We start from the raw sequence: 25,625 nt of genomic DNA, 5'->3' as shown, positions 1-25,625 counted from the left end.
CCACCAATCGAAAGCCGGAGCGCGTGCTCTCACGCAGCGGACTCGGGCGGCATGGCTGCCCCGGGCGAACCGTGGCGCAAATGCCGCGGCTACGGTCGGATTGCCGGCAGTGCGACCGGCTCGGAGACCGGCTCGGCAGAGGGTGCGCCCGCCGGTGAAGGCACAGGCGTGCTCTTCAGCGGATACGTAAACCGTCGGCCTTCGAAATTCCGAAACACCACTTCCTCGTCGGTGATTTTTTCGAGGTAATCCGGATTGATCGGCACTTTGCCGCCGCCGCCGGGCGCATCGATCACGTACTGCGGGATGGCGTAGCCCGTGGTATGCCCGCGCAGCGCCTGGATGATCTCGATGCCCTTGCGCACATCGACTTTGAAGTGCGACCCGCCCGTGATCAGATCCATCTGGTAGAGATAGTAGGGCCGCACCCGCATCCGCAGCAGCCGGTGCACGAGCGCCTTCATCACCTCGGCGTCATCGTTCACGCCCTTGAGCAAAACGCTCTGATTGCCCAGTGGCACGCCGGCGAACGACAGCCGATCGCACGCCTGCTTGAGTTCGGCGGTGGCCTCCTTCGGGTGATTCACGTGGATGCTCATCCAGATCGGGCCGTGTTTTTTGAAAACCTCGCACAGCTCCGGCGTAATCCGTTGCGGCAGGAAAACGGGAATCCGCGAGCCGATCCGGATGAACTCCACATGCGGGATCGCCCGCAGCCGGCTGATCAGATGCTCGAGCTTCCGGTCGGACAGGAGCAACGGATCGCCGCCCGAGAGCAGCACGTCGCGCACCTCCGGGTGCGCCTCGATGTAGCGAAGGCCCTGCTCGTATTCCGGATGGAAATTGTAGTCCTGCGCGTTCGATACCAGTCGGCTGCGCGTGCAGTAGCGGCAATAGGAGGCGCAGCGATCCGTGACGAGGAACAGCACGCGATCGGGATACCGATGCACCAGTCCGGGCACCGGCGAATGCGCGTCCTCGCCCAGCGAGTCGAGCTGCTCCTCGGCCGAAACCTGCATCTCGCCAGCCCGCGGGATCACCTGCTTGCGAATCGGGCAGTTCGGATCCTCGCGGTCGATGAGATTGAAGAAGTAGGGCGTGATCGCGAGCGACAGTTTGTGATTCGCGAACAGGCACCCGGCCTTCTCCTCGGGCGTCAGGGTCATGTAACGCTCGAGCTCGGCCACGCTGGTGAGCCGGTTCTTCAACTGCCACGTCCAGTCGCGCCAGTCGGATTCGGGAATGTGCTGCCACAGCCCTTGGCCCTCGAACCAGGCTGTGCGGTTATCGTGGTAGGACATGACGTCCGGATAGGCCTAAGCGGGCCGGCCCCCCTGTCAAACGGCGTCCGGGCTTTTTCTTTTCCTGTTTTTACCGGTTTCCTCGTCAGTCGCACGTTTCCCCTTGGCACCCTTGGGGCGAGGTCTTTTCGTCGGGCTTTAATGTCCTCATCCAAGCCCGGAGTCCTCGCCCTCGAAGATGGCACAGTGTATCGCGGTCTCGCTTTTGGCGCCGAGGCGACAATCGCCGGCGAATGCGTCTTCAACACCTCGATGACCGGGTATCAGGAGATCATCACTGACCCGTCGTATTTCGGTCAGATTGTAACGATGACCGCGGTGCAAATCGGCAACTACGGGCTCACGCCGGAAGATGAGGAATCGAGCGGACCGAAATGCGCCGGGCTCGTCGTCCGCGAGCTTTCGCCGGTGGTTTCCAACTGGCGCGCCACGATTTCGCTTTCCGACTATCTCGCCAAAAACGGCATCCCCGGGCTCAGTGAGATCGACACCCGCGCGCTGACCAAGAAGCTGCGCGTCGATGGCGCGATGAAGTGCTGCCTTTCGACGCTGCCGATCAGCGACGACGAAGCCGTCCGGCGCGCCCGCGAGTGGCAGGACATGGCTGGCAGCGATTATGTGAAGGACGTCACCTGCGCGCAGCCCTACCTCTGGCAGCCCGACGCGGCGGCGAACTACAACGAGCCTTACCTGCCGGTGGGCACGACGATGAACGCGCCGGCGGTTCCGAGCCGCAAGTTCCGCGTCGCCGCGTTCGACTACGGCGCGAAGCACTCGATCTTCCGCAAGCTCGTCCGACACGGCTTCGACGTGCAGGTGTTCCCGTCCACCTCCACGCTCGAACAGATCCGCGAGCAAAATCCGGACGCGGTGTTTCTCTCCAACGGCCCCGGCGATCCCGCAGCGCTGCGCTACCTGCATAAAACCGTCACCGGTCTGCTGCCCGACTACCCCGTGTTCGGCATCTGTCTCGGCCACCAGATGATCACGCACGCGCTCGGCGGCGAAACGTACAAGCTCAAGTTCGGCCACCGCGGCGGCAATCAGCCGGTCAAAAACCTGGAGACGGGCAAAGTGTCGATCACCGCGCAGAACCATGGTTTTGCCACCGATCCGAAATCGATCGAGCAGCGCGGCGCGAAGGTCACCGAGATCAATCTCAACGACCAGACCGTCGAGGGGCTGCGCCACACCTCGCTGCCGGTCTTCAGCGTGCAATATCACCCCGAAGCCGCGCCCGGCCCGAACGACGCCGATCCGCTCTTCATCGATTTCTACAATCTGGTCGCCGCGCGCAAAGCCGGGAAGATCTGAGCCCGCGGAAGACCGTCTGTAGCCCACGGCTCGCGTCGTGGTTCGCGCCGTCACCGTCGCAGCTGCATTTGCCGCGCGCTACCACCCGCACACGCGCATCGCGGCGGCAATGTCGTCCATCGTGAACGGCTTCGGCACCATCGCATCGATGTTCAATTCGGTCAGCGTTCGTCGGACCTGCGGCGTGAGATAACCGCCGACAATCACCACCTTCATCCGCAGCGACCGCTCGCGGATCGAGCGCGCCACCTCGAAGCCCGTCGCGCCCGGCATGTTCACGTCGGTGATGCAGAGGTCGTAGTGATTGCCCGGCGTCGCGAGCATCCGCAGCGCGGCGCCGCCATCACAGGCGACGGTCACGTTGTGTCCCCAACGCTGGAGAATCCGGCTGAGCGTCGCGGCCACCTGCGGCTGGTCATCGGCCAGGAGCACGCGCGCGGTGCGACCGGGCAGCATCGTGTGCGCGATCGCCGGCGGCAGGCCTGGTTTGTCGGCGGGCGCGGCGGTGGCCGGCAGCAGCACGTGAAACGCACTACCATGACCGACCTGCGTCTCCACCTCGACCCGGCCGCCCATCGTCTTGATCAGGTGCCACACGGTCGCGAGCCCGAGCCCGGTGCCCTGGCCGACTTCCTTCGTGGTATAAAACGGTTCGAAAATGCGCTCCCGCACTTCGTCCGCCATGCCCATGCCGTTGTCGCGCACCGTAAGTTGGTGATATACGGATGCCGCTTCGTGCGGCGAGCGACTGCCCGCCGGCGGACGCGCGCCATCGGCGAACTCCACGTGGATCAGCGGCGACCAGCCCGGGGGCGCGTGTCGTGCCGCCTTCTCCAGCAGCGTGTCGCGCGCGTTCAACACCAGGTTGATCACGATCTGCGCCACATCCGTGCGATTCTGCAGGATCCAGCGCGCCTTTGGCGTCGGCTGCAGCTCGATTCGGACGCGCCGGTCGATCGTGTGGCGCAGCAATTCCAGGTTGTCGTTCACCACGGCCACGAAATCCAGCGTCTCCGGATTCACTGAGGCACGCCGGCCAAACGTCAGGATCCGCTGGGTCAGATCACGCGCTTCCGTGATCGCCGCGATCACTGGTTTCAACTGATCGCCCACCGGTCCCGCCGGCGCGATCCCATCGCGAATCATCGTCGTCTGCAGCAGCATCGGCGTGAGCAGATTGTTGAACTCGTGCGCGATCCCTCCCACCAGCTCGCCGATTGCCCGCAGCCGCCGGCTCTGCTGCAGTTCACCGTCGCGCCGCTTCAGATCCGTGATGTCCGTGTGGCTGCCAACGACCCGCGTGAGATTGCCGGCTTCGTCGGTGACCGTGATCACGCCGACGAGCAGCCAGCACCACGACCCATCGTGGTGGCGAAACCGGGCCTGATAGACGCACGGCTCGCCCGTGCCGCGGTGCTTTTCCCAAGCCGCTTTCTCCACGGGCAGATCGTCGGGATGGATCAGCCCCCGCCAGCCTTCCGCGGTCGTCGGCATCTCACTCGCGGACAAGCCCAGCATCGTCCGGCACCGTTCGCTCGCCTCCAGCCGGTGGGCGACCACGTCGTAGTCCCAGATGCCGTCGTTCGAGGCCTGCAGCACGAGCTGATTCCGCTCCTCGCTGACGCGGGTCGCCGACTCGGCCTCCTTCAGCCGCGTGATGTCCATCACCACGCCCACCAGATTCCATTCCGTCGCGTTCACCCGCTCGATCTCCACCTGCTCGTGCAACCAGAGTGTCTCGCGTGCGGTGACGATCCGAAACTCCTGCCGGTAGCTCGGCGCATCGGCATGCAGCGCGGCCCAGCTGAGCCGGTGCATGTCCTCGATCTCGGGGATATTACACGGGCCCCAGAGATCCTTCTCCGTCGCCGGCAGTTCGGCCGCTTCAAATAATCGCAGGCGCAGCGCCGACATCGGAACCTGGAAGGACCAAGCCAGCTTCCCGTCGATCTCGCGCACCCGCGCTTTCCACAAGAGGCAGTTGGCGCTCGCCACGATTTGCCGGAAACGCTGCTCGCTATCCTTCCACGCTGCTTCCGCCCGTCGCTGCTCCGTGACGTCACGTTCGACGGCCAGCACAAGCTGCCGGCCGCCGATCTCCACCCACGACCAGACATACGCGATCGGCACGTCGTCGCCGCCGGTCCGTCGCAGCAACGTTTCGCCCCGCCAGACTGCGCCCGGCTGTGGCGACCGCAGCCAGGCACTCATCGCCGCGGCGTCGCCATTCACCGCCGGCTGGAATTCCCGCCCGAGCACCTGGTCCCGCGAACCGCCGCGCAACGCGCAGGATTGCTCGTTGCAGTCAACCAGCCGCACACCACGGCCTTCCTGGTCCGGCTCGCACAAACTGATCGCTAGCGGCGAGCGGTAGAAAATCGCATCCAACCGCTCCCACAACGAGCGCAGCTCCTGGACAAAAACGTTCCGCTCTCGGCGGAAATGCCACCATGCCGCGGCAAAGCCGGCGCAAAACGCGACGACCAACGCCGCGATCCAAAGGATCATGGGGTTGAGACTGGGCATCAGGTGGGGAATTTACACTACGGCACGCCACCCGCGCACCTTGAGCAAGATCTGAAAGCAAACGACGCTCCGCCAACCCGTTCCAGTCGCCCTCCCCCGTCCGGAACTACGCGGGTCGACCCGCTTCGCTCAGCAGCGTCTCGAACGCTTTTGCGTCCTCCGCCGTGTCGATGCCCACCATCGGATCCTGCGTCACGGCGCACGCGATGTCGTAGCCATTCTCCAGCACGCGCAGCTGTTCGAGCTTTTCGATCTGCTCGTAGCGACCGACCGACAGCTTCGCGAGGTTTTCGAGCAGGTCCGCGCGATAAGCGTAGAGTCCGAGATGCTTGTAGCATGGATTCGCCTGCACCCAGGCGTCGTCGATCGTCAGCCCGAGATCGCGCGAAAACGGCATCCGCGATCGCGAGAAATACAGCGCGCGGCCATCCTGCCGCATCACGACTTTCACTTGATTCGGATTGTAGAAATCCACGACGCGCTTGAACGGCGTGACCAGTGTCGCCATCGCCGCGCCGCCCTCGAGCAGTCCGGCGAGCGCCCGGATTTGCGCTCCGGTGACCATCGGTTCGTCGGCCTGCACGTTGATCACCTGCTCGGCCCGCACGGTGCGATTCGCCTCCGCGATCCGGTCGGTGCCGCTCTGATGCGCACCGTCGGTCATGATCGTCTGAAATCCGGCGCCCGCGAGACATTCGCGCAGAAGTTCATGATCCACCGCGAAGTGAAGCGCGTACTCCGGCGCCTCGCGCGCGATCCGCGCCGCCACCCAGAGTACCAGCGGCCGTCCCTGGATCGGATGCAGCAATTTGCGCGGGAAACGCGTCGATTCGAGCCGGCACGGGACGATGATCGCAGTTTTAGGCATTCACTTGCACACTGAACCCGGGTTTTTAGGTTGCAAGCCACGCCGGCTTCCCGGATTTACGCCGGTCTTTTCTGTTCATGAATAAAGGCGACGCCACCCCTTCCGCTCAACAGCTCACCAAAGAGCTCGTCGTGCAGAACAAGATGGGCATTCACGCCCGCCCCGCCGCCATGATCGTCCGCATCACCAATCGCTACAAAGCGGACGTGTTCGTCGAAAAAGACGAGGAACAGGTGAACGGCAAAAGCATCATGGGCTTGATGATGCTCGCCGCCGGCAAAGGCTCCCTGGTGCGGTTCATCGCCTCCGGCGAGGACGCCGCCGCGATGCTCAACGAGCTCGAGCAGCTTTTCGCGCGCAAGTTCGACGAGGCCTGAGGTTTTCGCGCCGCGAAAACCTACAGCCCGAAAAACTCCCGCGCGTTCGCCGAGGTGATGCGGGCGAATTCCTCGTCCGCCACGCCAAACACCTCGCGCGCGCAATACTCCGCCGTCAACCGCACGTAAGCCGGCTCGTTGGGTTTTCCGCGATGCGGCATCGGCGTGAGATAGGGCGCGTCGGTCTCGACCATCATCCGCTCGAGGCCCTGGGCCTTGGCCGCGGCCCGCACGTTGCCGGCGCTCTTGTAGGTCACCACGCCGGTGAACGACCCGCGGCCGCCCCGCCGGATCAGCTCGGCCATCTCCGGCTCGCTCTCGGTGAAACAATGAAACACCACCTTCCGCCAGTCGACGCCGCTCGCATCGATCATCTCGACGCATTCCTGAAACGCCCCGCGGGAGTGGACCACCACGCGCGTATCCAGCCGCTTCGCGATCGCCAGCCCCGCCGCAAACGCCGCGCGCTGCTGCGCGAAGAGCTCCGCCGCCGCATCCGGTTCCTTCGGCAAATGAAACCGGTCCAGCCCGATCTCGCCCAGCGCCACCGGCAGCGGACCGGTTCCGCCGTCAGTCGGGCTCCAAAAACTCTCCTCCTTCGCCATCGCCGTCTCCCAATCGCCATCGACCGCGCACGGATGCAGCCCGACCGTGTAGTGGACAAAGCCCGGATTCTCCGCGGCGAGCCGGCGATAGAGCCCCCAATCCTCCGGCGAGGTGCCAATCGTGATCATCGCCTCCAGCCCGGCAGTTTGCGCCCGCGCCAGGATTTCCGGCAGCGTGCGGTGGCGGGCGAATGACTCGAGGTGCGTGTGGGTGTCGATGAGCCCCATGGTGCTTCAATCGTTTTCGTTCTTCGTTCTCTTTCTCGTTCTAGAACTCATCGAGAACGAGAACGATTACGAGAACGAGAATGAATTATCGGAGGTACAGCGCGCCGTAGCGCTCCCGCAGATAATCCACGAGGAATCGCGGCGAGAACTCCTCGCCGGTGATTCGCCGCACGAGTTCCGGCATCGCATAGCGCCGGCCCTGCGCGTGCACCTCGCGCCGCAACCAATCGAGCAACCAGCCGAATTCGCCGCGCGCGAACTCTTCCTCCAGCCCCGGGCGCAGCCTGCGCACGTGCGCCCACAGCTGCGCCGCCATCATGTTGCCGAGGCAATAGCTCGGGAAATAGCCGAACGAGCCGTCGCTCCAATGCACGTCCTGCAGCACGCCTTCGCGGTCGTTCGCCGGTACCAGCCCCAACAACTCGCGCGCCGCTTCCCGCCACGCGTCAGGCAGATCGCGCACCGCCAGCTCGCCCGCGAAGAGTTTCCGCTCCAATTCGAAACGCAGGATGATGTGCAGATTGTAAGTGACTTCGTCCGCTTCGATCCGGATCGGCGTCGGCTTCACGGCGTTAATCGCCAGATACAGCGCGTCGGCGCTCACACCGCGCGTTTGCTCCGGGAACAGCTCCCGCAGCCGCGGCTCGAAGAAGCGCCAGAACCCGCGGCTCCGGCCGACCTGGTTTTCCCACAGCCGGCTTTGCGACTCGTGCACCGCCATGCCCGCGTGCATCCCGAGCGCCGTGCCATAATGCTCGCGCGGCAAGCCCTGCTCGTAAAGCCCGTGACCGGTTTCGTGAATCGCGCTGAACAGCGAATCCAACGGCTCGTCCTCCTTGAATCGCGTCGTCATCCGCACGTCCGCGCCCGTGCCGAGGCAGAACGGATGCAGCGACACGTCGATCCGTCCGCGCCCGTAATCGAATCCGATCCGCTCCGTCACCTCGCGCAGCAACTGCCGCTGCGCCTCCACCGGGAATCCGTGCAACAGGCCGCGCTGCGGTTTCACCGGCGAGTGCGCGATCTCCGCCGCCAGCGGCGCCAGCTCGCGTTTCAGCTCCGCGAAGAGCGGGGCGATGAACTCGGCCGAAAGTCCCGGATCGTTCTTGTCGATCATCGCATCATACGGCCGGTCGCCCCAGCCGAGATACGCCGCCTCGCGCTGCGCGAGCTCGAGATTCTTTTCCAGCACGGGCGCGTAGCTCGCGAAGTCGGATTCGCGCTTGGCGTGGGCCCACACGTGATAGCCGCGGCTCCCCTGCGCCGCTTTTTCGCGCACGAATTCCGCCGGCAGCTTCGTCGCGCGATCGTAGTCGCGCCGCGCCTGGTGCAGCACGGCTTGCCGATCAGGGTAGAGCCCACCGTCCCGGCGGGCTGGCCCGCCATCCGAGTCGAGCAATTCCAGCAGCTCCCCGATCCGCGGATCGCTCGCCGCCGCGTGGGTGGTTTCCGCGAGCACGGCATGTTGCTCAGCCCGCTGATCCGCGCTGTCGGGCGGCAGGTTGACCTGCTCGTCCCAAGCGAGCAGTTCGCTGACGCTGCCGAGCAGATACACCCGCTTCAACCGGCCGATCAGCCCCGCATAGGCATCGTCGCGTGTCATGCGCCCACTGAAACGTGAGCGACGCCCGACGCCAGCGCGTTCCGTGTCGCTGCCTGTCGTGCGCACCCCTGCATTCTTGCACGGCGGGATCTCCCGATCCCGCCGCCGCTCCGCCGCGGTATTTTGTAGGGCGGGGTCTCCCGACCCCGCCCCCAACACGGCACCACATTCACGGCGGGGTCAGGCGACCCCGCCCAACATCGATCGCAGTCGGCTGCGATCGCCGCTTACTGCGTCTCGATAACCACGTCGCCGCCGCTGGTGTGCAGCTTCAACAACGGCCCGCCGCCGTTGACCTTGCCAGAAAGCCGGCTGCGCCCGGCGCCGCCCTTGTCGATCGTAATGGTGAGCCCTTCCGCATGCACCGAGCCGCCGCTGGTCGAAGCGTCGAGCTGGAATCCGACCGTGCGATCCACCACCGCGCGGACATTCCCGCCCGAGGTCTTCAACACGCAATCGCCCTTCAGCGCGCCGTTGATGCCAGCCCGCACGTCGCCGCCGCTCGTCCCGGCCGTCACCTGGCCTTCAACGGATTTCACCTCGATGTTGCCACCCGAGGTATTGAGATCGGTTTCACCCACTGCACGTTCGACGCGAACGTTGCCGCCCGACGTGCCGAGCTTCACGCGACCGCCGCCTTCTTCCAGCGTGACATTGCCGCCGGAGGTGTGCGCCGCGATGTCGCCGGAAATCTTGCCCAAGCCGATGTCGCCGCCCGAGGTGCGCGCTTCGACGCGCCCGTCGAGATCGCCCAGCTTCACGTTGCCACCCGAGGTGCGGAGATTCGCGTTGTACCGGCGCGGGACGGTGACGGTGAAATCCACCTGGACGGGCAGCGAACCCCACATGCGTTTTTCGTACTTCGCCTTGGCCAGCACGCCTTCGCCGTCCTGCTCAATCGTCATTTCGAGATTTTTGAGCAATTCGTCGGCCTCAGCTTCCGAACTCGCCTTGATCCGCTCCGTGGCAACGACCGTGACTTTGTTGTCGTCGGCGGTCTGCACGCGAATGTTGCCGCCCTGGGTTTCGACCCGCAGCATCTCACCGGGCTGCACGGCAAAGGTCTTTTCGATCACGCGCTCGATTTTGGCCGACGCGGAAACGGGGACAACGGCCAGCAACCCGGCCGCGATCAGAAGGGTGTGAGGTTTCATAGGCGATGGCGCTACAACCCGGATAGGTGCCCGGAAGTTACACCAACGGTCCAGCCCCGCGAGCCGGCTCTGTCAAGTCTCCGCGGTCCACCGCCGCGCTGCCCGACCGCCTACACCTTCGCGCTGTTGTCACACTTAAAGTGCACGAGCGAGCGCCGCAGCGTGTGCGCCCGCAACGCCGCATCCTTCGCCCCGTCGCGCCGCTGGATCAGAAAACGGTCGCCGGCCGCCGCTTCCTCCGCCTCAGCCAGTCGCGCCATGCACAGCATCGCCTCGCTCTTCGCATCGAGCCGGCTGGCCGGAAAGCGCGTGTTCGCCACCAGCCATTGGACCAGCTGCTGCAAAGGATTGGGCGGATTCGAGCTCATGCGGGCCGGCACGAGTTACACACGCCCGCCGCCGAAGCGAGCACCAACCGCGCTCCGCGGCCTTTCCGCAACTCTCCCCTTTGTAGGGGCGCACGTTGGTGCGCCCTCGAAGTCTGCCAGCTGTTTGGTCCGGGGAGTGACCTCTACGACGACCACCTCACATCTAGCTCGTGATCACCGGCCTGATCGCTGCGGTTGCGCAGCGCTACGTCCGCCCGCAGCTTGGAGATGTCGGGCCACCTCCACCACGGGCGCCGTCCAGATCGAGCCGCGCTCCCGATCCAGCCACTCGATCAGCTGCCGATGCTCCTCGTCGTCGACATACAAGTTGTGCGTGCCCGCGCCGACGCCATGGAACATGTAGATGATCCAGCCGCCTTGCGCGCGGGCCGCTTCAATCTCCTGCCGCAGTTGCGCGAACGTCTTGCCGTCGCCCACGTAGTGTCCCAGCCGAGTGAAAGCCGGATGCGCCGGATCGACAAGCCGGTGGGTGATGTTGCCACGCGCCGCAACAAACAGCTCCGCGAGGATTGGATCCATGGGCTGCTCTTGCGCACCGCGGCCAATCGTCAGGTGCGTGCAGGTGTTGCCGAACGTGCGCGGCTTGCCGCCATCGAGCAACGCGAGAAACGCGTTGGCCACCGCGAGTTCGTCGCGCCACCGTCCCGGCGTGTAATCCGCGAGATCGTAGTGCTTCGCCAGCCAACCCGCGTTCCCTGCATCGCGCCGGCAGGGATGGAATAGCGAGTGATTGCCTAGTTCGTGCCCGTGCGCCGCGACCGCTTTCCAGGCGTCAACATTGTCGATGGCTCGCACCAGGAGGTAAAACGTCCCTCGCAGCCCGTGCTGCTCCAGCAAGGGCGCCACGCGCTGATGATGCACGGGCACCGCGTCGTCGTAGCTTAGCGACACCGCACACGCCGCGCCGTTCGGCCACACATCGGCTGCGGCTTTCTCCACCGCATTCGGTCCCGGTTCGGTGCGACCGAGCGCCGAGAATCCACCCAGGAGGCAGCCCAGCATGACGACAACGCATCCTGCGACGCGGCCTCGGTGCGAACCGGCCGGGATGGAGCAACGCATGATGCGCATCCAAATGCCGCCGACACACCCGTGTCGATCGATATCCTGTTAGTCTCCTCGGCTTCGCGCATTCTACTCCGAGCGCAGCGCGATCACCGGATCCACGCGCATCGCCCGGCGCGCCGGCAGCCAGCACGCGGCGAGCGCGGCGCCGAGCAGCGCGACGATCGCCCCGAACGGCACGGCTCCGCCCGGCGGCGGCAGCTCTGGCATCCGGTTTGCCAGCACCCGGCTCACGAAATACGCGCCGATCGTCCCGCACGCCACGCCCGCAACCGCGAGTCTCAGCCCCGAGCCGAGCACGAGCCGATAAATCGCGCGCGCGTCCGCCCCCAGCGCCAGTCGCACACCAATCTCGGGCGTGCGCTGCACCACGGTCTGGGCAATCACCCCATAAATTCCGAGCGCCGCGAGCAAGAGCCCCAGCACGGCCACTCCCCCGAGCAGCTGACCGATCAACGTCGAGTTCGCCAGCCGCCGGTCGATCTCGGTCGTCATCGCGCGCGGCTCCCACATCGGAATTTCCCGATCCACCTCAGCCACGACGCGCCGCATCGATTCGACCATCGCCTCGGGTGCCACCTTGGTCCGCAGCGCAAACGCCCCCCACCGCCACACTTCCTGCGCGCAGGGCACATAAACTTGGAACTGCGTCACCGGCCGCGTCAGCGTGCCCGGGAACTGCACGTCGCGCACGACGCCCACGATTTCCAGCCACACCGGCGCGTCCAGCGGGCCCCAGCTCACGCGCCGACCCAGCGCACTCTCGCCCGGCCAGAACGCGCGCGCGAGGGATTCATTCACGATCGCGACGCGCGGCGCGTCCGCCCCGTCGTGCCGCGTGAAGTCGCGCCCGGCGAGCAGCGCGATGTCGAGTGTTTCGAAATAGCCGGGAAACGCGCCGTTGAAAAACGCCACCGGCTCGTCGCCCGCTTGCGCCGCCGGCCGGCCGTCGACCACGAATCGCCGCGCGCTGTTGTACCCCGCAATCGGCAACTCCCATGAAAAAGTCGCCGACTGCACCCCCGGCAGTTCGCGCATCCGCTCGAGCACGCGTTCGTAAAATCGATGCACCACCGCATCGTCCCGGGCATACCCCGGCGTTTGCGTCGGCACATACCCGTGCACGATGCCTTCCGGTCGCCAGCCGATGTCTCGATGCAGAAAGCGATTCAGCCCGCCCAACATCAGCCCAGCCCCGGCCAGCAACACCAGCGCCAGCGCGAACTCCGCCACCACCAGCCCGCGCCGCAGCGTTTGCTGTCCACGACTCGCCGTCGCGCCGCGTCCCTGCTCCTTCAACGCCGCTCCCGGCGCACCCCGCGCAATCCACCACGCCGGCGCTGTGGCTGAGGCGAGTCCGGTTATCAGCGACGCGATCGTCGCGAACGCCAACACGCGGCCGTCGAGCGGCAGCGCGTGGCCCACATGCGTGTTGTTGAACACCACGTGCGCGCCGATCCAGCCGTTGCACACCCGCGCCACCACCAGCCCGGCTACGCCTCCCGCGAGCGAGACCACCGCTCCTTCCCACAGCAGCGGCCGCAGCAAATGCACCCGCGACGCCCCCAACGCCGCCCGCACCGCATACTCCCGTGTGCGTCCGCTCGCCCGCACCAGCTGGAGATTCGCCAGATTCGCACAGGCGATCGCCAGCACGAACGCCGCCAGCCCCAGCGACAGCCACGTCACCTGCCGGCTACCCAGATCCACCCCCGAAGCGTGCAGCGGCAGCACGTTGAACTCCAGCTGGGCGAAATCTTCCGGATGTTCGCGCTGCAACCGGATCGCGAGCGCATCCATCTCCGCCCGGGCCGCCGCCAGCGACTGCCCCGGCCGCAGCCGCGCCACCAGGTGCATCCAGTGCTCCACGCGGCTGGTACGCTCTGCGGTCGTCAGGCCCATCGGCCGGATGAAATCCACGTCGCCGAAAACGATCGGCGCCGCCATGCTGGCCGGCATCACGCCGACGATCGTCACCGCCTGCCCGTCCACGCGCACGCTCCGGCCGATCACGTCCGGGTCGCTATTGAACCAGCGTCGCCAGAGCGACTCGCTGACGATGATCACCGGGCTGCCCGGCAGGTCCTCCTCGCGCGTGAACCACCGCCCAAGCAGCGGCGGCACCGCGAGCGTCGGCAGCAGCTCCGGCGATACGCGCATCGACACCAGCACCTCGGCCGGCCGGTCCGGCTCAGTGAGCGTGGCCCCCCACCAGAGGAAACCGCCCATCAGGCCGAACTGTGGGTTCGCGTCGCGCAACGTGTAGTAAGCCACCGGCGTGAGTCCCCACGCATCCGACTGCGGGGTCTTCGCGTAAATGCGCACGAGCCGTTCAGATTGTGGATACGGCAGCGGCGCCAACAGCAGCAGGTTCAGCACGCTGAAGATCGAGGTGTTCAGCCCAATCCCGAGCGCGAGCGTGAGCACCGCGATCGTAGTGTAGCCCGGCGATTTCCTCAGCTGGCGCAGCGCAAAACGAAGATCAGTCATGGCGACAAAGGATTCGCCCCATCCTCTCACTGCCCTTTCGCCCGCGGTAGAACCACTCCGCCGGCATTTCGATGGGGCCACTCCACTCCACGCGCAGCCGATCCCATTTTTGGGAAGTCCGGCTCCCACGTGCGGAAGAAACTTCGGGCGCCCGAAAAACGCGTCTCGGCCACCACACGCTGTCGATCAATGACTTACTCGGGTTTGGAACAGTTGGCACGGACCGTGCAAAAGCATTCGCACCACCCACAATCCCAACCACACAAAACCACACCTCCCATGAAATCCTCCAAGACCCTCGCCCTCCTCGCCGCGATCTCCGTTCCCTGCCTCGCGATCGCCGAGTTCTTTAACATCCGCATCCTCTCCGCGCTCGATGGCGGCACGCTGATCGGACTCTTTTCCCTCGTGCTGCTCGGCCTGATCTCGGTTGCCGACTATTCGCGCCGCTCGCGGATCACGATGGCCCGCGCCCGTTGCGGCCACAGCGCTGCGTGCGAGGTCCTCCGCCTCGCCGCTTGACTCGCCTCCGCCCTGCTTCGTGACTCTGCCCATGCTACCCCCGGACTCTCCAGCGTCCCGCATCCTCATCGCTGACGACCAGCCCGATGTCCTCGAAGCCCTCCGCCTCCTCCTCAAATCGGAGGGCTACCAGATCGAGGCCGTCAAGTCGCCCGCCGCCGTCATCAAGGCGATTGAGGCCAAGGATTTCGCGCTGGTCCTGATGGACCTCAACTACACGCGCGATACGACGTCCGGTCAGGAAGGGCTCGATCTGCTCAACAAGGTCCAAGCGATCGACGGCTCGCTGCCCGTTGTCGTCATGACCGCCTGGGCCAGCGTCGACGTCGCGGTCGAAGCGATGCGCCGCGGCGCGCGCGACTTCATCACCAAGCCCTGGGACAACCCGCGGCTGCTCGCGATCGTCAAGAACCAGATCGCGCTCGGCAGCGCCGTCCGCGCCTACCAGCGGTTGCAGGAGGAAAATCAACTGCTCCGCGGCAAAGGCGGCCCGACGCTCATCGCGCAATCCGCCGCGATGCGTCCCGTGCTCGATGTCATCGCCCGCGTGGGTCCGTCCGACGCGAACATCCTGATCACCGGCGAAAACGGCACTGGCAAGGGCATCGTCGCGCAGGCGCTGCACTCCGTTTCGCGCCGGGCCGGCAAACCTTTCATCTCGGTCAACATGGGCGGACTGCCCGAGGGCGTGTTCGAAAGCGAACTCTTCGGCCACGTCCGCGGCGCGTTCACCGACGCGAAGAACGACCGCGCCGGCCGGTTCGAACTCGCCGACGGCGGCACGCTGTTCATGGACGAGATCGGCAACATTCCGATGAGCCAGCAGGCGAAGCTGCTGCGCACGATCGAGACGGGCGAGTTCGAGCGCGTCGGCTCCTCGCGCACGTATCACGCGAGTGTCCGGCTGATCTCCGCCACCAACTCCGATCTGCCCGCGGAAGTCGCCGCCGGAAAATTCCGCCAGGATCTGCTGTTCCGGCTGAACACGATCCACCTTCATCTTCCCCCGCTGCGCGAGCGGCGCGAGGACATCGAGTTGCTCGCTCAGCATTTCCTAAAATCGCACGTCGAGCGTTACCGGAAGCCCGTCACCGGCTTCGACGAAGCCGCCGTGCAGGCGATGCGCGACTACGGCTGGCCCGGCAACGTCCGCGAGCTCGATCACGCGGTCGAGCGCGGCGTGTTGATGGCGCAGGGCAAGGTCGTCCGCGCACCCGATCTCGGGCTCACCGTCGGTCGCGATGCCACGCCGCGGCTCGACGAGATGAGCATCGAGGAAGTCGAAGCGTATTTGATCAAGAAGACCCTCGCGCGTTGCGACGGTAACGCCCGTCGCGCCGCCGAAGAGCTCGGCCTCAGCCGCAGCGCCTTCTACCGCCGGCTGGAAAAGTACGGGCTGTGAGCGCTATCGCGCGCAGTAGGCTGTAAGCTTTAGGCTGTAGGCGGAAGCATGAGCCAACTAGAGATTGGCGGTCATGAAAGACTACCGCCAACTCAATACGTGGAAGCACGGCCACGCGGTGACTCTCTCAGCCTACCGCCTCACCAAAACGTTCCCCAAAGAAGAGCTCTTCGGACTGACCTCTCAGATTCGTCGCGCCGCATCGTCGGTGCCGGCCAACATCGCAGAAGGCTGCGGGCGAGAGGGTGACGCAGAGCTAAAGCGTTTTCTCAACATCGCTCTTGGTTCTGCCTGCGAGCTCGACTACCACATTCTGCTCGCAAGTGACCTCGGCTACATCGACGCACCAAACGCTGCCAGACTGGCTGGCGAGATTCTGCAGCTGCGCCGGATGCTCGGAGCCTTCATCCGCAGACTCGAGAATTGAGCCGGCTGGCCTATCGCCTATCGCTTAACGCCTATCGCAATGGCAAAACGCCACCACCGGTTTTCTCACGAACAGGTCGTGTTTTTCCAGGCGCTCGCCGCCGGGCTGCCGGCGGTCGCGATTTCACTCATCCTGCTCTGGATCGGCGGCTACAGCGCCAAGCTCCAGTGGACGCTCGGGCTGCTCATCGTCGGCTGCTGGCTCGGCTTCGCCGCCGCCGTGCAGGTCCGCGTCATCCGCCCGCTGCAGACGATGGCGAATCTTCTCTCGGCGCTTCGCGAGGGCGATTTCTCCGTCCGCGCGCGCGACGCCCGCCGCGACGAACCGCTCGGCGATGTCATGGCCGAAATCAACACGCTCAGTCGCACGTTGCAGGAGCAGCGGCTCAGCGCGCTCGAGGCCACCGCGCTGCTTCGCACCGTGATGGAGGAAATCGAAGTCGCCGTGTTCGCCTTCGATGCTGAGGGCAAACTCCGTCTCGCCAACCACGCCGGCCAGCTCCTGCTCAACAAACCCGCCGAGCGAATCCTCGGCCGCGGCGCCGCCGAGTTGGGTCTCGAGGAATGCCTCACGGGCGAGCCCACGCGGATTCTCGCTACCACGTTCCCCGGCGGCTCCGGCCGCTGGGGGATGCGCCGCAGCTTGTTCCGCGAGGGCGGCCGTCCGCATCACCTCATCGTCATCGCCGATCTCAGCCGCACGCTGCGCGAAGAAGAGCTCCGCGCGTGGCAGCGGCTGGTGCGCGTGCTCGGCCACGAGCTCAACAACTCGCTCGCTCCGATCAAATCGATCGCCGGCAGCCTCGGCAGCATTCTGAAACGCGAGCAGCGCGCGCCGGACTGGGAGGACGACATGCGCTCGGGCCTCGAGATCATCGCTTCGCGTGCCGAGGGGTTGAGCCGGTTCATGCAAGCCTACGCGCGACTCGCCCGACTACCCGCTCCGAGCCGCGCACCGTGCGAGGTGGCTCCGCTCGTCAGCCGCGTCACCGCGCTCGAAACCCGCCGCCCCGTCACCGTCGTCGGCGGCCCGCCACTCACGTTGTCCTGCGACGCCGCCCAGATCGAACAGGTCCTGATCAACCTGCTGAAAAACGCGGTCGACGCCGTGCTCGAAGCGGCCACGGCCGGCCGGGAGAACGGCGGGATCTGCGTCGAATGGAAAAAACTTCCCGGCCAGATCGAGATCGCCGTGGTCGATGACGGTCCAGGCATCGCCAATTCGGGCAATCTCTTCGTGCCGTTCTTCACGACGAAGCCGGAAGGCTCCGGCATCGGGCTGGTGCTCTGCCGCCAAATCGCGGAAAACCACGGCGGCACGCTCACGCTCGAAAGCCGCGACGACGGTCACACCGGCAGTGTCGCCCGGCTGCGGCTGCCGATTTGACGCGTTGCCCCGCTTCCATTTCGCGGCCGTTGTGTTGGCTCGCAGAGCCACGCGAGAGAAGTCGCCCGCACCGTGAGACACGGACGGAGTCAACACTCCTCGCGGTCGAGCCCGATTGATGTTCCGATCGGAACATCAATGGGCTCCGGCTTGCGGCCGAAAACCTGACGCGTTCGGCTGTCGGGGTCACCTTCACCCATCCCACTTTCGGGACGGAACCGTCCCGCGTTCGATGCGAAGACCGCCCCCGCAACGCGGGACGTGATTTTTTAGCCTCTCACCTCCAGCGGCTTAGCTGGTAATCGACGCGCTGGCACAGCGCCTGCAAAGAGGAGAGCACGCATGGACATTCCGCGCCCCTCTCAAGCCAAAGCCAAGCTGAAGAAACGCATCATCCTCGGCTCCGTGGTCGCTTTGGCGCTCATCGGCATCACGGTGCTTCTCGCCCGGCTAAAACCCGCGGCGCCCACCGTCGAGCGCAATCTCGTGTGGATCGCCGACGTGAAACGCGGGCAGATGCTCCGCCAGGTCCGCGGGCTCGGCACGCTGGTCCCCGAAGAGATCACTTGGATCGCCGCCCGCACCCAAGGCCGCGTCGACAAGATTGTTCTTCGTCCCGGCGCCACGGTCACACCCGATAGCGTCATTCTCGTGCTCACGAATCCCGATGTCGTGCGCGCCTCGGCCGACGCCGACTCGCAGCTCCGCGCCGCTGAAGCCCAGCTGACGAATCTGAAGGTCCAGATCGAGAGCAGCGTGCTCGCGGCCGAAGCCGCCGCCGCCAGCGCCAAGGCCGACTTCGAGCGCTACCGGCTGCAAGCCGAAGTGAACGACGAACTCTTCAAAGACGGCTTGGTGTCGCCCCTCGACGTCCGCGTTTCCAAGGTCACCGCCGAGCAAGCCGCCACGCGCTACACGATCGAACAAAAGCGCTATGCCTTCACGAAAGACTCCGTCGCTCCGCAGCTCGCGGTGCAGGAAGCCGAGGTCGAACGCCTCCGCAGCATGGCCAAGCTCCGCCGCGAAGAACTCGAAGCCCTCACCGTGCGCGCCGGCATGAATGGCGTCCTCCAGATTCTGCCCGTAGATGTGGGCGCGCAGGTGCAGCCCGGCTCCAACCTCGCCCGCGTGGCGGATCCACGCCGGCTCAAGGCTGAGATCCGGATCGCCGAAACGCAGGCTCGCGACATCGAGATCGGCCAGGTCGCGCAGATCGACACGCGCAACGGCGTCGTCGCCGGCAAGGTCGGCCGCATCGATCCTTCCGTTCAGAACGGCACCGTCACCGTCGACGTTTTCATCACCGACGAACTGCCGCGCGGCGCCCGCCCCGATCTCTCGGTCGACGGCACCATCGAACTCGAGCGCTTGGAGAACGTCGTCTACGTCGGTCGGCCGGCCTTCGGCCAGGAACAGACCACCGTCGGCATCTTCAAGCTCGACGAGAACAGCTCCTACGCGACACGCACGCAGGTGAAGCTCGGCCGCAGCTCGGTCAACACGATCGAGGTGCTCGCCGGCCTCGAGCCCGGCGACCGCGTCATCCTCTCCGACATGTCGCAGTGGGATTCCAACGACCGCGTGAAGTTGAACTGAACGCCATGAAGCAGCCGAGAGCCCAGAGCCTAGTGTCTAGAGCCGGAAGCACCGGCCTTCGGCGATCACCGTCTCCGGCTCTCAACCCTCAACACTCAGCTCTCAGCTCTAGACTAAAGAGATCCCTGTAACCTTTCGCCCGCTGCCGTGTTTCGAGTGAAACCTCTTCCGCCCGTGATTCCCGCTGTTCTCATCCTCGCCCTGATCATCGCGCTCGTCGCGACCGACTCGAGTTCGTCGCACACCTAAGCCGCGCGCCCTTTCCCGATCTCCGATCTTCGATTCCCAAACTCCAACCCTAAACTCAAAATCCGGAACTCCAACCGGCCCCCTCCATGCCCGAGTCTCTCATCCACCTCGAAGGTGTCACCAAAGTCTTCCTCACCGATGAGGTCGAAACGCACGCGCTGTCCGGCATTCACATGGACATCGTCAAGGGCGAATACGTTTCGATCGCCGGCCCCTCGGGCTGCGGCAAGTCCACGCTGCTCTCGATCCTGGGTCTGCTCGATTCGCCCACGGAGGGTTCCTACATTCTCAACGGCCGCCCCGTGCAGGGCCTCTCGCTTCCGGAGCGCGCGCGCATCCGCAACCGCGAGATCGGATTCATTTTCCAGTCGTTCAACCTCATTGGCGACCTGACCGTCTACGAGAACGTCGAACTGCCGCTCACCTATCGCGGCATGCCCGCCGCGGAGCGCAAGACCGCCGCGATGGAAGCGCTCGAGAAGGTGGGCATGGGCCACCGCGCCAAGCACCTCCCGTCCCAGCTCTCCGGCGGTCAACAGCAGCGTGTCGCCGTCGCCCGCGCGCTCGCCGGCAAACCCGCCGTCCTCCTCGCCGACGAACCGACCGGTAACCTTGATTCGAAAAACGGCGACTCGGTCATGCAGCTCCTCGCCGAGCTCCACAAGGCCGGCGCGACCATCGTCATGGTCACGCACGACGTCCGCTTCGCCCGCCACGCCGACCGCACCGTCCATATCTTCGACGGCCGCGTCGTGCAGGAGCAGATGGAGTCCGATCCGACGCGCGCCTGAGCGCGTCCGTTTCTCCGCCACCTCTTCGCCTCTTCACCTTTTCCTTCGCTGAGGGTCGCCGCTCCTAGGTCGGTGGCAGCAGAAGGAAAGGTGAAGAGTAAGTTTTTTTATGTTGTCCGACCTTCGCTTCGCCCTGCGGACGCTGGCCAAGACCCCCGGCTTCACCGCACTGGCCATCCTCACTCTCGCGCTGGGGATCGGCGCCAACGCGGCCATCTTCGCGCTGATTCACGGCGTCGTGCTGCGGCCGGTCGTGCCCGTCCGGCCGGACGAGGTCGTCAACCTGTTCACCGCGCGCCAGGGCGCGAGCCGCGATTACCGGCAGTTCTCTCACGCTGAATACCTGGCGCTGCGCGAGGCGCAGGACACGTTCGCCGACGTCGCCGCCACCAACGCCGTGCTCACCGGCATCGGCGAGGGCCAGAACGTCCGGCGCAGCTTTGCGTTCTTCGCCTCGGAAAACTTCTTCTCGATGCTCGGCACGACGCCCGCGGTCGGTCGGTTCTTCTCCGCCGACGAATCGCGCCCGAACGCCAGCGTGCCCGTCCTCATCGCGAGCTACAACCTGTGGCAGCGCTTCGGCGGCCGGCCCGACTTCGTTGGCAGCACGCTGCGCCTCAACGGGGCCTCCTATACGGTGATCGGGGTGACGCGCCCCGGATTCAGCGGGCTCAACGCCCTGCTCGCGCCCGACGTTTGGCTGCCGCTCGGCCAGTTCGCGCAGTTCTCGCAACCTTTCGCCAGCGCGACCGGCGTGCAGGACCTCGCCGATCCGCGCACCTTCACGCTCAACCTCACCGCGCGGCTCGCGCCCGGCGTCACGCTGGCGAATCTCGGCACGCGACTCCCTGCGCTGGCCCAGCGGCTCAACGCCGTGCAGCCGGCCGATCTCGCCACCTCACGCGAGCTGCAGTTCGAACCGCCGTCGCGGTTCAGCATCAGCACCACGCCGTCCGGCGACAGCTCCGGTTTCATGCTCGCCGCCACGATGTCGGGCATGGCCGGCTGCGTGCTGCTGATCGCCAGCCTCAATCTCGCGAACATGCTTCTCGCGCGCGGCTCGGCCCGCCGCCGCGAAATCGCCGTTCGGCTCGCGCTCGGCGCCACGCGCGGGCGCATCGTTCGCCAGCTGTTCGTCGAGGGCCTCGTGCTCGCGCTCATCGGCGCCGCGCTCGGACTGCTGCTCGCGCTCTGGAGCAACGACCTGCTGTTGAATTCACTCCAGACGCTCTTCAGCACGATGAATTTCTCGCTCGCCGTCGAATCGACGCCGAGCCCGGCCGTGCTCACGGCAACGTGCGTGCTCGCGCTGGTCGCCACCGTGCTGTTTTCCGTCGGCCCCGCGCTGCGCGCCACCCGCGTCGATCTGGTGAACGACCTGAAGCAGCAGGGCGCGGCGAGCGCCGCGACCGGACGGCTGAATCGCTTCTTCGCCCCGCGGCACCTGCTCGTCATGGCGCAGATCGCGCTTTCGCTGATGCTGCTCTTTACTGCGGGATTGTTTTTCCGCGGGGCGCTCGCCGCCGGCGACGTTCAGCTCGGGTTCGAACCGCGCGGCCAGCTCGTGGCCGAGCTCGATTTCTCGCTCTCCAACTCCGCGCCACAGCAGGCCGCCGCCACGATGTTTAGCGCGCTGCAGCGCGTGCGCGAACTGCCCGGCGTCACCGCGGTCGCGATCGGCACCCAGCTGCCCTACGGCAACGTCACCGACATGCCGCGTTTCGCCGACGCCGCCGCCGCGCCCGCCGCGAAGACGAACCCCGACTCGCCCGAGCCGGGCGTCGATGCGTTGCTCGGCGCCGTGACGCCGCAATATTTTGCCGCGCTCGGCGTCGCCGTGCTCCGCGGCCGCACGTTCAGCGACAACGAAGCCCAGGACGACAAATCGCCGCGGGTGGCCATCATCGACGAGGCTTTTGCGCGCAAGATTTTCGGCGATCAGGATCCGATCGGCCGCCGGATCCGCTATCTGCAGCCGCGCACCGACGGTACGCCCGCGGAGATGGAGATTGTCGGCGTGTGCGGTTCGCACCGGCACGATGCATTGCAGCGCACCGATAGGCCACGTGTGTTCGTTCCCTTCTCTCACGCTTATCAGCCGTCCGTCTTCATCCACGTGCGGATCGCTGCGCAGGACCGCGCGGCCGAACTTGCCGCACTCACCGCCGTCCGCGGGGCGCTGCTGTCCACCAGCCCGGATCTGCCGTTGCTCCTCCTGGCGCCGATGCGCGACCTGCTCGATCGCAACATCCAGCTCTGGATCGTGCGGCTCGGCGCGGTGCTCTTCGGCGTCTTCGGCGCGATCGCGCTGCTCCTGGCCGCGATCGGCGTCTATGGCGTGAAGGCCTACACCGTCGCCCGCCGCACGCGTGAATTCGGCATTCGCATCGCGATCGGCGCGCGGCCAGGCGACGTGTTCGCGTTGGTCATGCGACAGGCCGTGCTCCAGACGGTGTTCGCCGCCGCGATCGGCCTGCTGCTCGCGCTGGCCGCCGGCCGGCTCGTCGGCCAGCTGCTCTATCAGGTCAGCCCCTCCGATCCGCTCGTGCTCGGCATCGCCGCCGCGTTTCTCACCGTCTCCGCCCTGCTCGCCTGCTTCGTCCCCGCCCGCCGCGCGACGAAGGTCCAGCCGATCGAGGCGCTCCGGACGGAGTAGTCCCGCCGCCGCGGGACAGTTGAAGCCAGAAGTTGAAGTCGAAGTCCTCCGCCGCTCTGCGCCGCACTCGGTCCCCCGCGGGCGCCTTTCAACTTAAACTTTCCACTTAAACCACGAATGAAATTCGTCTTTCGCTCCCTCCTGAAGTCCCCCGGCTTCACGACGATCGCGCTGCTCACGCTCGCCCTGGGCATCGGCGTGAACACCGCCATGTTCGGCTTGGTCAACACGCTTCTGTTCAAGGCCGCGCCTTACCCCGACGCCGAACGTCTCGTTCGCATCTTTCGCACCTCGCCGCAATCGCAGACCTGGCCGCACTCCGCCGCCGAGCTCGTCGATTTGCGCGCGCAGGCCGGCTCGCTCGAACGCTTCACGTATTTCCGCTGGCACACGTTCAGTTTTGCCGAACCCGGCCAGCCCGCGGAACGCATCGCCGGGCTCGCCGTGGCGGCGGACTTCTTCAAAACCCTCGGTGTTCAGCCCGCGCTCGGTCGCAGTTTCAGTGCCGAGGAACTCACGCCCGGCAAGGATCAGGTCATCGTGCTCAGCCATGGTCTGTGGCAGCGCCGCTTCGGCGGCGATCCCACCATCGTGGGTCGCACGCTTCGGATCGACGGCCAGGACGTCACGGTCATCGGCGTCATGCCCGCCGGCGTCGAATACCCGATGCTCTGGGGCCGCATCGACGCGTGGCGGCCGCTCGCGCTCACGACCGAGCAACTCCAGAACCGCGGCAATCATTACCTCAACGCGCTCGGCCGTCTCCGGACCACCACATCGCTCCGCCAGGCGCAGGCCGAGTTCGACACGATCGCCGCACGTTGGGCGAAGGATTTCCCGGATGTCAGCTCCGGCGCGGGACTGCGGCTGGTGGTGCTGCACGAGTCCACGATGGACCAAGTCGGCCGCAGCCTGTCGCTGACGGTGATGGGCCTCGCCGGGTTCGTGCTGCTCATCGCCTGCGCCAACCTGGCCAATCTCCAACTCGCGCGTACGGCCAGTCGCGCGCGCGAGTATGCGATCCGCGCTGCGCTCGGCGCCTCGCGCCGGCGGCTGATCGGCGAATTGCTGCTCGAGAGCGTCGTGCTCTCGCTCGCCGGCGGCGCCCTCGGTTTCGTCCTCGCCCAATGGGTCAACGATTTCCTCGGCCGTCAGATCCGGATCGGCGATGAACTCGGGCTCGCCATCTCGCTCGACCTGCCGGTTTTCGTGTTCGCTTTGCTCGTCTCTCTCGCGGCCGGCCTGCTCTTCGGCGTGCTACCCGCGTGGACCGCCTCGCGAGCCGACGTAAACGCCACGCTCAAGCAGCAAGGTCGCGGCTCCACCGGCGATCGCTCGCAACACCGGCTGCGCCACGGCCTGATCGTCGCCGAGGTCGCGCTCGCGCTGTCGCTGCTCGCCGCCGCCGGCTTCTTCGTGCGCGGAGTCCAGCGCTTCAGCGGACTGGATATGGGCTGGAACCGCGCCGGCGTCCTCACCGCCACGCTCAACCTGCCCGATTCGAACTACGGCAAGGATGACCAGAAGCGCGCGTTCTACCCGCAGGCGCTCGAGCGGCTCGCCGCCTTGCCGGGCGTCGAACATGCCGCCCTGTCCTCGTCCCTGCCGATCTGGGGCTACAACAGCTCACGCGACGTCGTCCCCGAGGGCCGGCCGCTGCCACCGCCCAGCGCGGTTCCGCTGGCCTACTACGTCGCCGTCACCGCGGATTTCTTCCGCGTGCTCGAGGTTCCGCTCGTGCAGGGTCATGATTTCTCCACCAACGTCCGCGCCGACAACCCACGCGTGGCCATCGTCAACGAGACGCTCGCACGCCAGTTCTGGCCGGGCGAAAATCCGATCGGCAAACGCATCGGCAGCTCCGACCCCGACAACAAGGAGTGGTGGGAAGTCATCGGCGTCGTACGCGACGTCGGTTTCGCCGGCAGCCTGTCGGCGCCCGACACGCGGCTGCAGGTCTACGTGCCGCTCGTGCAGGAGCCGTGGAACTATCTCTCCATCGCGCTGAAATTCTCCGACAGCGCCGCCGCCACCGCCACCTCCACGGCGATGGCCAACAGTCTCCGCCAGGCCATCGCGGGGATTGATCCCGATTTGCCTGCCTACAACATCCGCACCATCGAACAGGCCATCGAGCGCATCGCCCGCAATATCCTGCTCGCGAACCAACTCCTGGTGGGCTTCGCGTTGCTCGGCCTGCTGCTCGCCGCGATCGGCCTCTACGGCGTGATCTCCAACCTAGTCGTGCAACGCACGCCGGAATTCGGCATTCGGATCGCGCTCGGCGCGCAGGCCCGCGACGTTCTCTGGCTCGTTCTCGGCAAGGGCGCGCAGCTCGCCGCGCTCGGCACCGCGCTCGGCCTGCTCGGCAGCTTCGTCCTGCTGCGCCTCTTCGCCGCGGTGATTCCGGCTCTGCCCGGCCAGGACTATCTCCTGCTCGCCGGCACCGTCGTCCTGCTGCTCGCCGTCGCCTTGTTCGCGTGCTGGATCCCCGCGCGCCGCGCCACCCGTGTGAACCCGCTCGAGGCCCTTCGCGCCGAATAGTCCCGCGGCCGCGTGACAGCTAAAGTGGAAAGTAAGTCGAAGTCACCGCTGCGCCTTCCCACACCTCACCCAGGGCTTTCTTCAACTTGAAACGAACTTGAACGGACGCGCAGCGTCTCCGCCGTAACTTCG

Annotated in this window: 19 protein-coding genes; 10 read left to right on the top strand and 9 right to left on the bottom strand. The window is 66.0% G+C overall.

What is annotated here, in order from left to right; translation table 11 throughout:
* Window positions 1–89: 89 nt before the first annotated feature.
* Window positions 90–1,301, bottom strand: a complete 1,212-nt coding sequence (locus OTER_RS09710) for a KamA family radical SAM protein (RefSeq protein ID WP_012374736.1) — start codon at window positions 1,299–1,301, stop codon at window positions 90–92.
* Window positions 1,302–1,442: 141 nt separating this feature from the next.
* Between OTER_RS09710 and carA the strand changes: the two genes are divergently transcribed.
* Entirely contained in the window at window positions 1,443–2,615 is a 1,173-nt protein-coding gene (gene carA, locus OTER_RS09705) for a glutamine-hydrolyzing carbamoyl-phosphate synthase small subunit (RefSeq protein ID WP_012374735.1), read from the top strand.
* Window positions 2,616–2,693: 78 nt separating this feature from the next.
* Here the strand turns inward: carA and OTER_RS09700 are convergent, their stop codons facing one another.
* Entirely contained in the window at window positions 2,694–5,123 is a 2,430-nt protein-coding gene (locus OTER_RS09700) for a PAS domain-containing hybrid sensor histidine kinase/response regulator (RefSeq protein ID WP_044891683.1), read from the bottom strand.
* A gap of 124 nt (window positions 5,124–5,247) precedes the next feature.
* Window positions 5,248–6,009, bottom strand: coding sequence for a 3-deoxy-manno-octulosonate cytidylyltransferase (gene kdsB / locus OTER_RS09695; RefSeq protein ID WP_012374733.1), 762 nt, complete (start codon window positions 6,007–6,009; stop codon window positions 5,248–5,250).
* Between the two features lie 77 nt (window positions 6,010–6,086).
* On the opposite strand from kdsB, the gene OTER_RS09690 reads away from it, so the two are divergent.
* A complete protein-coding gene (locus OTER_RS09690; RefSeq protein ID WP_012374732.1) occupies window positions 6,087–6,386 on the top strand; it encodes an HPr family phosphocarrier protein in 300 nt (99 codons plus the stop codon).
* Window positions 6,387–6,406: 20 nt separating this feature from the next.
* Here the strand turns inward: OTER_RS09690 and OTER_RS09685 are convergent, their stop codons facing one another.
* The 6 genes from OTER_RS09685 to OTER_RS09660 all read right to left on the bottom strand — a co-directional run bounded on the left by OTER_RS09685 (window position 6,407) and on the right by OTER_RS09660 (window position 13,920).
* Complete coding sequence (locus tag OTER_RS09685) at window positions 6,407–7,219, bottom strand: TatD family hydrolase (protein WP_012374731.1); 813 nt, start codon at window positions 7,217–7,219, stop codon at window positions 6,407–6,409.
* A gap of 85 nt (window positions 7,220–7,304) precedes the next feature.
* Window positions 7,305–8,822 carry a carboxypeptidase M32 gene (locus OTER_RS09680; protein WP_012374730.1) on the bottom strand — a complete coding sequence of 506 codons (1,518 nt, stop codon included), beginning with the start codon at window positions 8,820–8,822 and terminating at the stop codon, window positions 7,305–7,307.
* Window positions 8,823–9,049: 227 nt separating this feature from the next.
* Entirely contained in the window at window positions 9,050–9,976 is a 927-nt protein-coding gene (locus OTER_RS09675) for a DUF4097 family beta strand repeat-containing protein (protein WP_012374729.1), read from the bottom strand.
* Between the two features lie 110 nt (window positions 9,977–10,086).
* Window positions 10,087–10,344: a hypothetical protein gene (locus tag OTER_RS09670; protein ID WP_012374728.1), complete on the bottom strand. Its 258-nt coding sequence runs from the start codon at window positions 10,342–10,344 to the stop codon at window positions 10,087–10,089.
* A 174-nt stretch (window positions 10,345–10,518) separates the two neighbouring features.
* A complete protein-coding gene (locus OTER_RS09665) occupies window positions 10,519–11,367 on the bottom strand; it encodes a polysaccharide deacetylase family protein (protein WP_012374727.1) in 849 nt (282 codons plus the stop codon).
* 132 nt (window positions 11,368–11,499) lie between these two features.
* Complete coding sequence (locus OTER_RS09660) at window positions 11,500–13,920, bottom strand: ABC transporter permease (protein WP_012374726.1); 2,421 nt, start codon at window positions 13,918–13,920, stop codon at window positions 11,500–11,502.
* A gap of 279 nt (window positions 13,921–14,199) precedes the next feature.
* Here OTER_RS09660 and OTER_RS09655 point away from each other — a divergent pair, with 279 nt between their 5' ends.
* The 8 genes from OTER_RS09655 (at window position 14,200) to OTER_RS09620 (ending at window position 25,493) form a co-directional block, all read left to right on the top strand.
* On the top strand, window positions 14,200–14,442 hold the full coding sequence (locus OTER_RS09655; RefSeq protein ID WP_012374725.1) for a hypothetical protein: 243 nt from the start codon (window positions 14,200–14,202) through the stop codon (window positions 14,440–14,442).
* Window positions 14,443–14,473: 31 nt separating this feature from the next.
* Entirely contained in the window at window positions 14,474–15,844 is a 1,371-nt protein-coding gene (locus OTER_RS09650; RefSeq protein WP_012374724.1) for a sigma-54-dependent transcriptional regulator, read from the top strand.
* A 73-nt stretch (window positions 15,845–15,917) separates the two neighbouring features.
* Window positions 15,918–16,271: a four helix bundle protein gene (locus OTER_RS09645; protein ID WP_012374723.1), complete on the top strand. Its 354-nt coding sequence runs from the start codon at window positions 15,918–15,920 to the stop codon at window positions 16,269–16,271.
* 39 nt (window positions 16,272–16,310) lie between these two features.
* Window positions 16,311–17,657, top strand: coding sequence for a sensor histidine kinase (locus OTER_RS09640; protein ID WP_012374722.1), 1,347 nt, complete (start codon window positions 16,311–16,313; stop codon window positions 17,655–17,657).
* 342 nt (window positions 17,658–17,999) lie between these two features.
* Entirely contained in the window at window positions 18,000–19,253 is a 1,254-nt protein-coding gene (locus tag OTER_RS09635; protein ID WP_012374721.1) for an efflux RND transporter periplasmic adaptor subunit, read from the top strand.
* A 335-nt stretch (window positions 19,254–19,588) separates the two neighbouring features.
* Window positions 19,589–20,293, top strand: a complete 705-nt coding sequence (locus OTER_RS09630; protein WP_012374720.1) for an ABC transporter ATP-binding protein — start codon at window positions 19,589–19,591, stop codon at window positions 20,291–20,293.
* Window positions 20,294–20,402: 109 nt separating this feature from the next.
* Window positions 20,403–22,949 (top strand): ABC transporter permease, encoded by a 2,547-nt coding sequence (locus OTER_RS09625; protein WP_012374719.1) that lies wholly within the window; start codon window positions 20,403–20,405, stop codon window positions 22,947–22,949.
* A 117-nt stretch (window positions 22,950–23,066) separates the two neighbouring features.
* On the top strand, window positions 23,067–25,493 hold the full coding sequence (locus OTER_RS09620) for an ABC transporter permease (protein ID WP_012374718.1): 2,427 nt from the start codon (window positions 23,067–23,069) through the stop codon (window positions 25,491–25,493).
* Window positions 25,494–25,625: the final 132 nt, after the last annotated feature.

The organism is Opitutus terrae PB90-1 (genome assembly GCF_000019965.1).
GTDB lineage: Bacteria > Verrucomicrobiota > Verrucomicrobiia > Opitutales > Opitutaceae > Opitutus > Opitutus terrae.
Note: the sequence above shows the minus strand (reverse complement) of the source record. Positions and strands in the feature narration are given on the sequence as shown.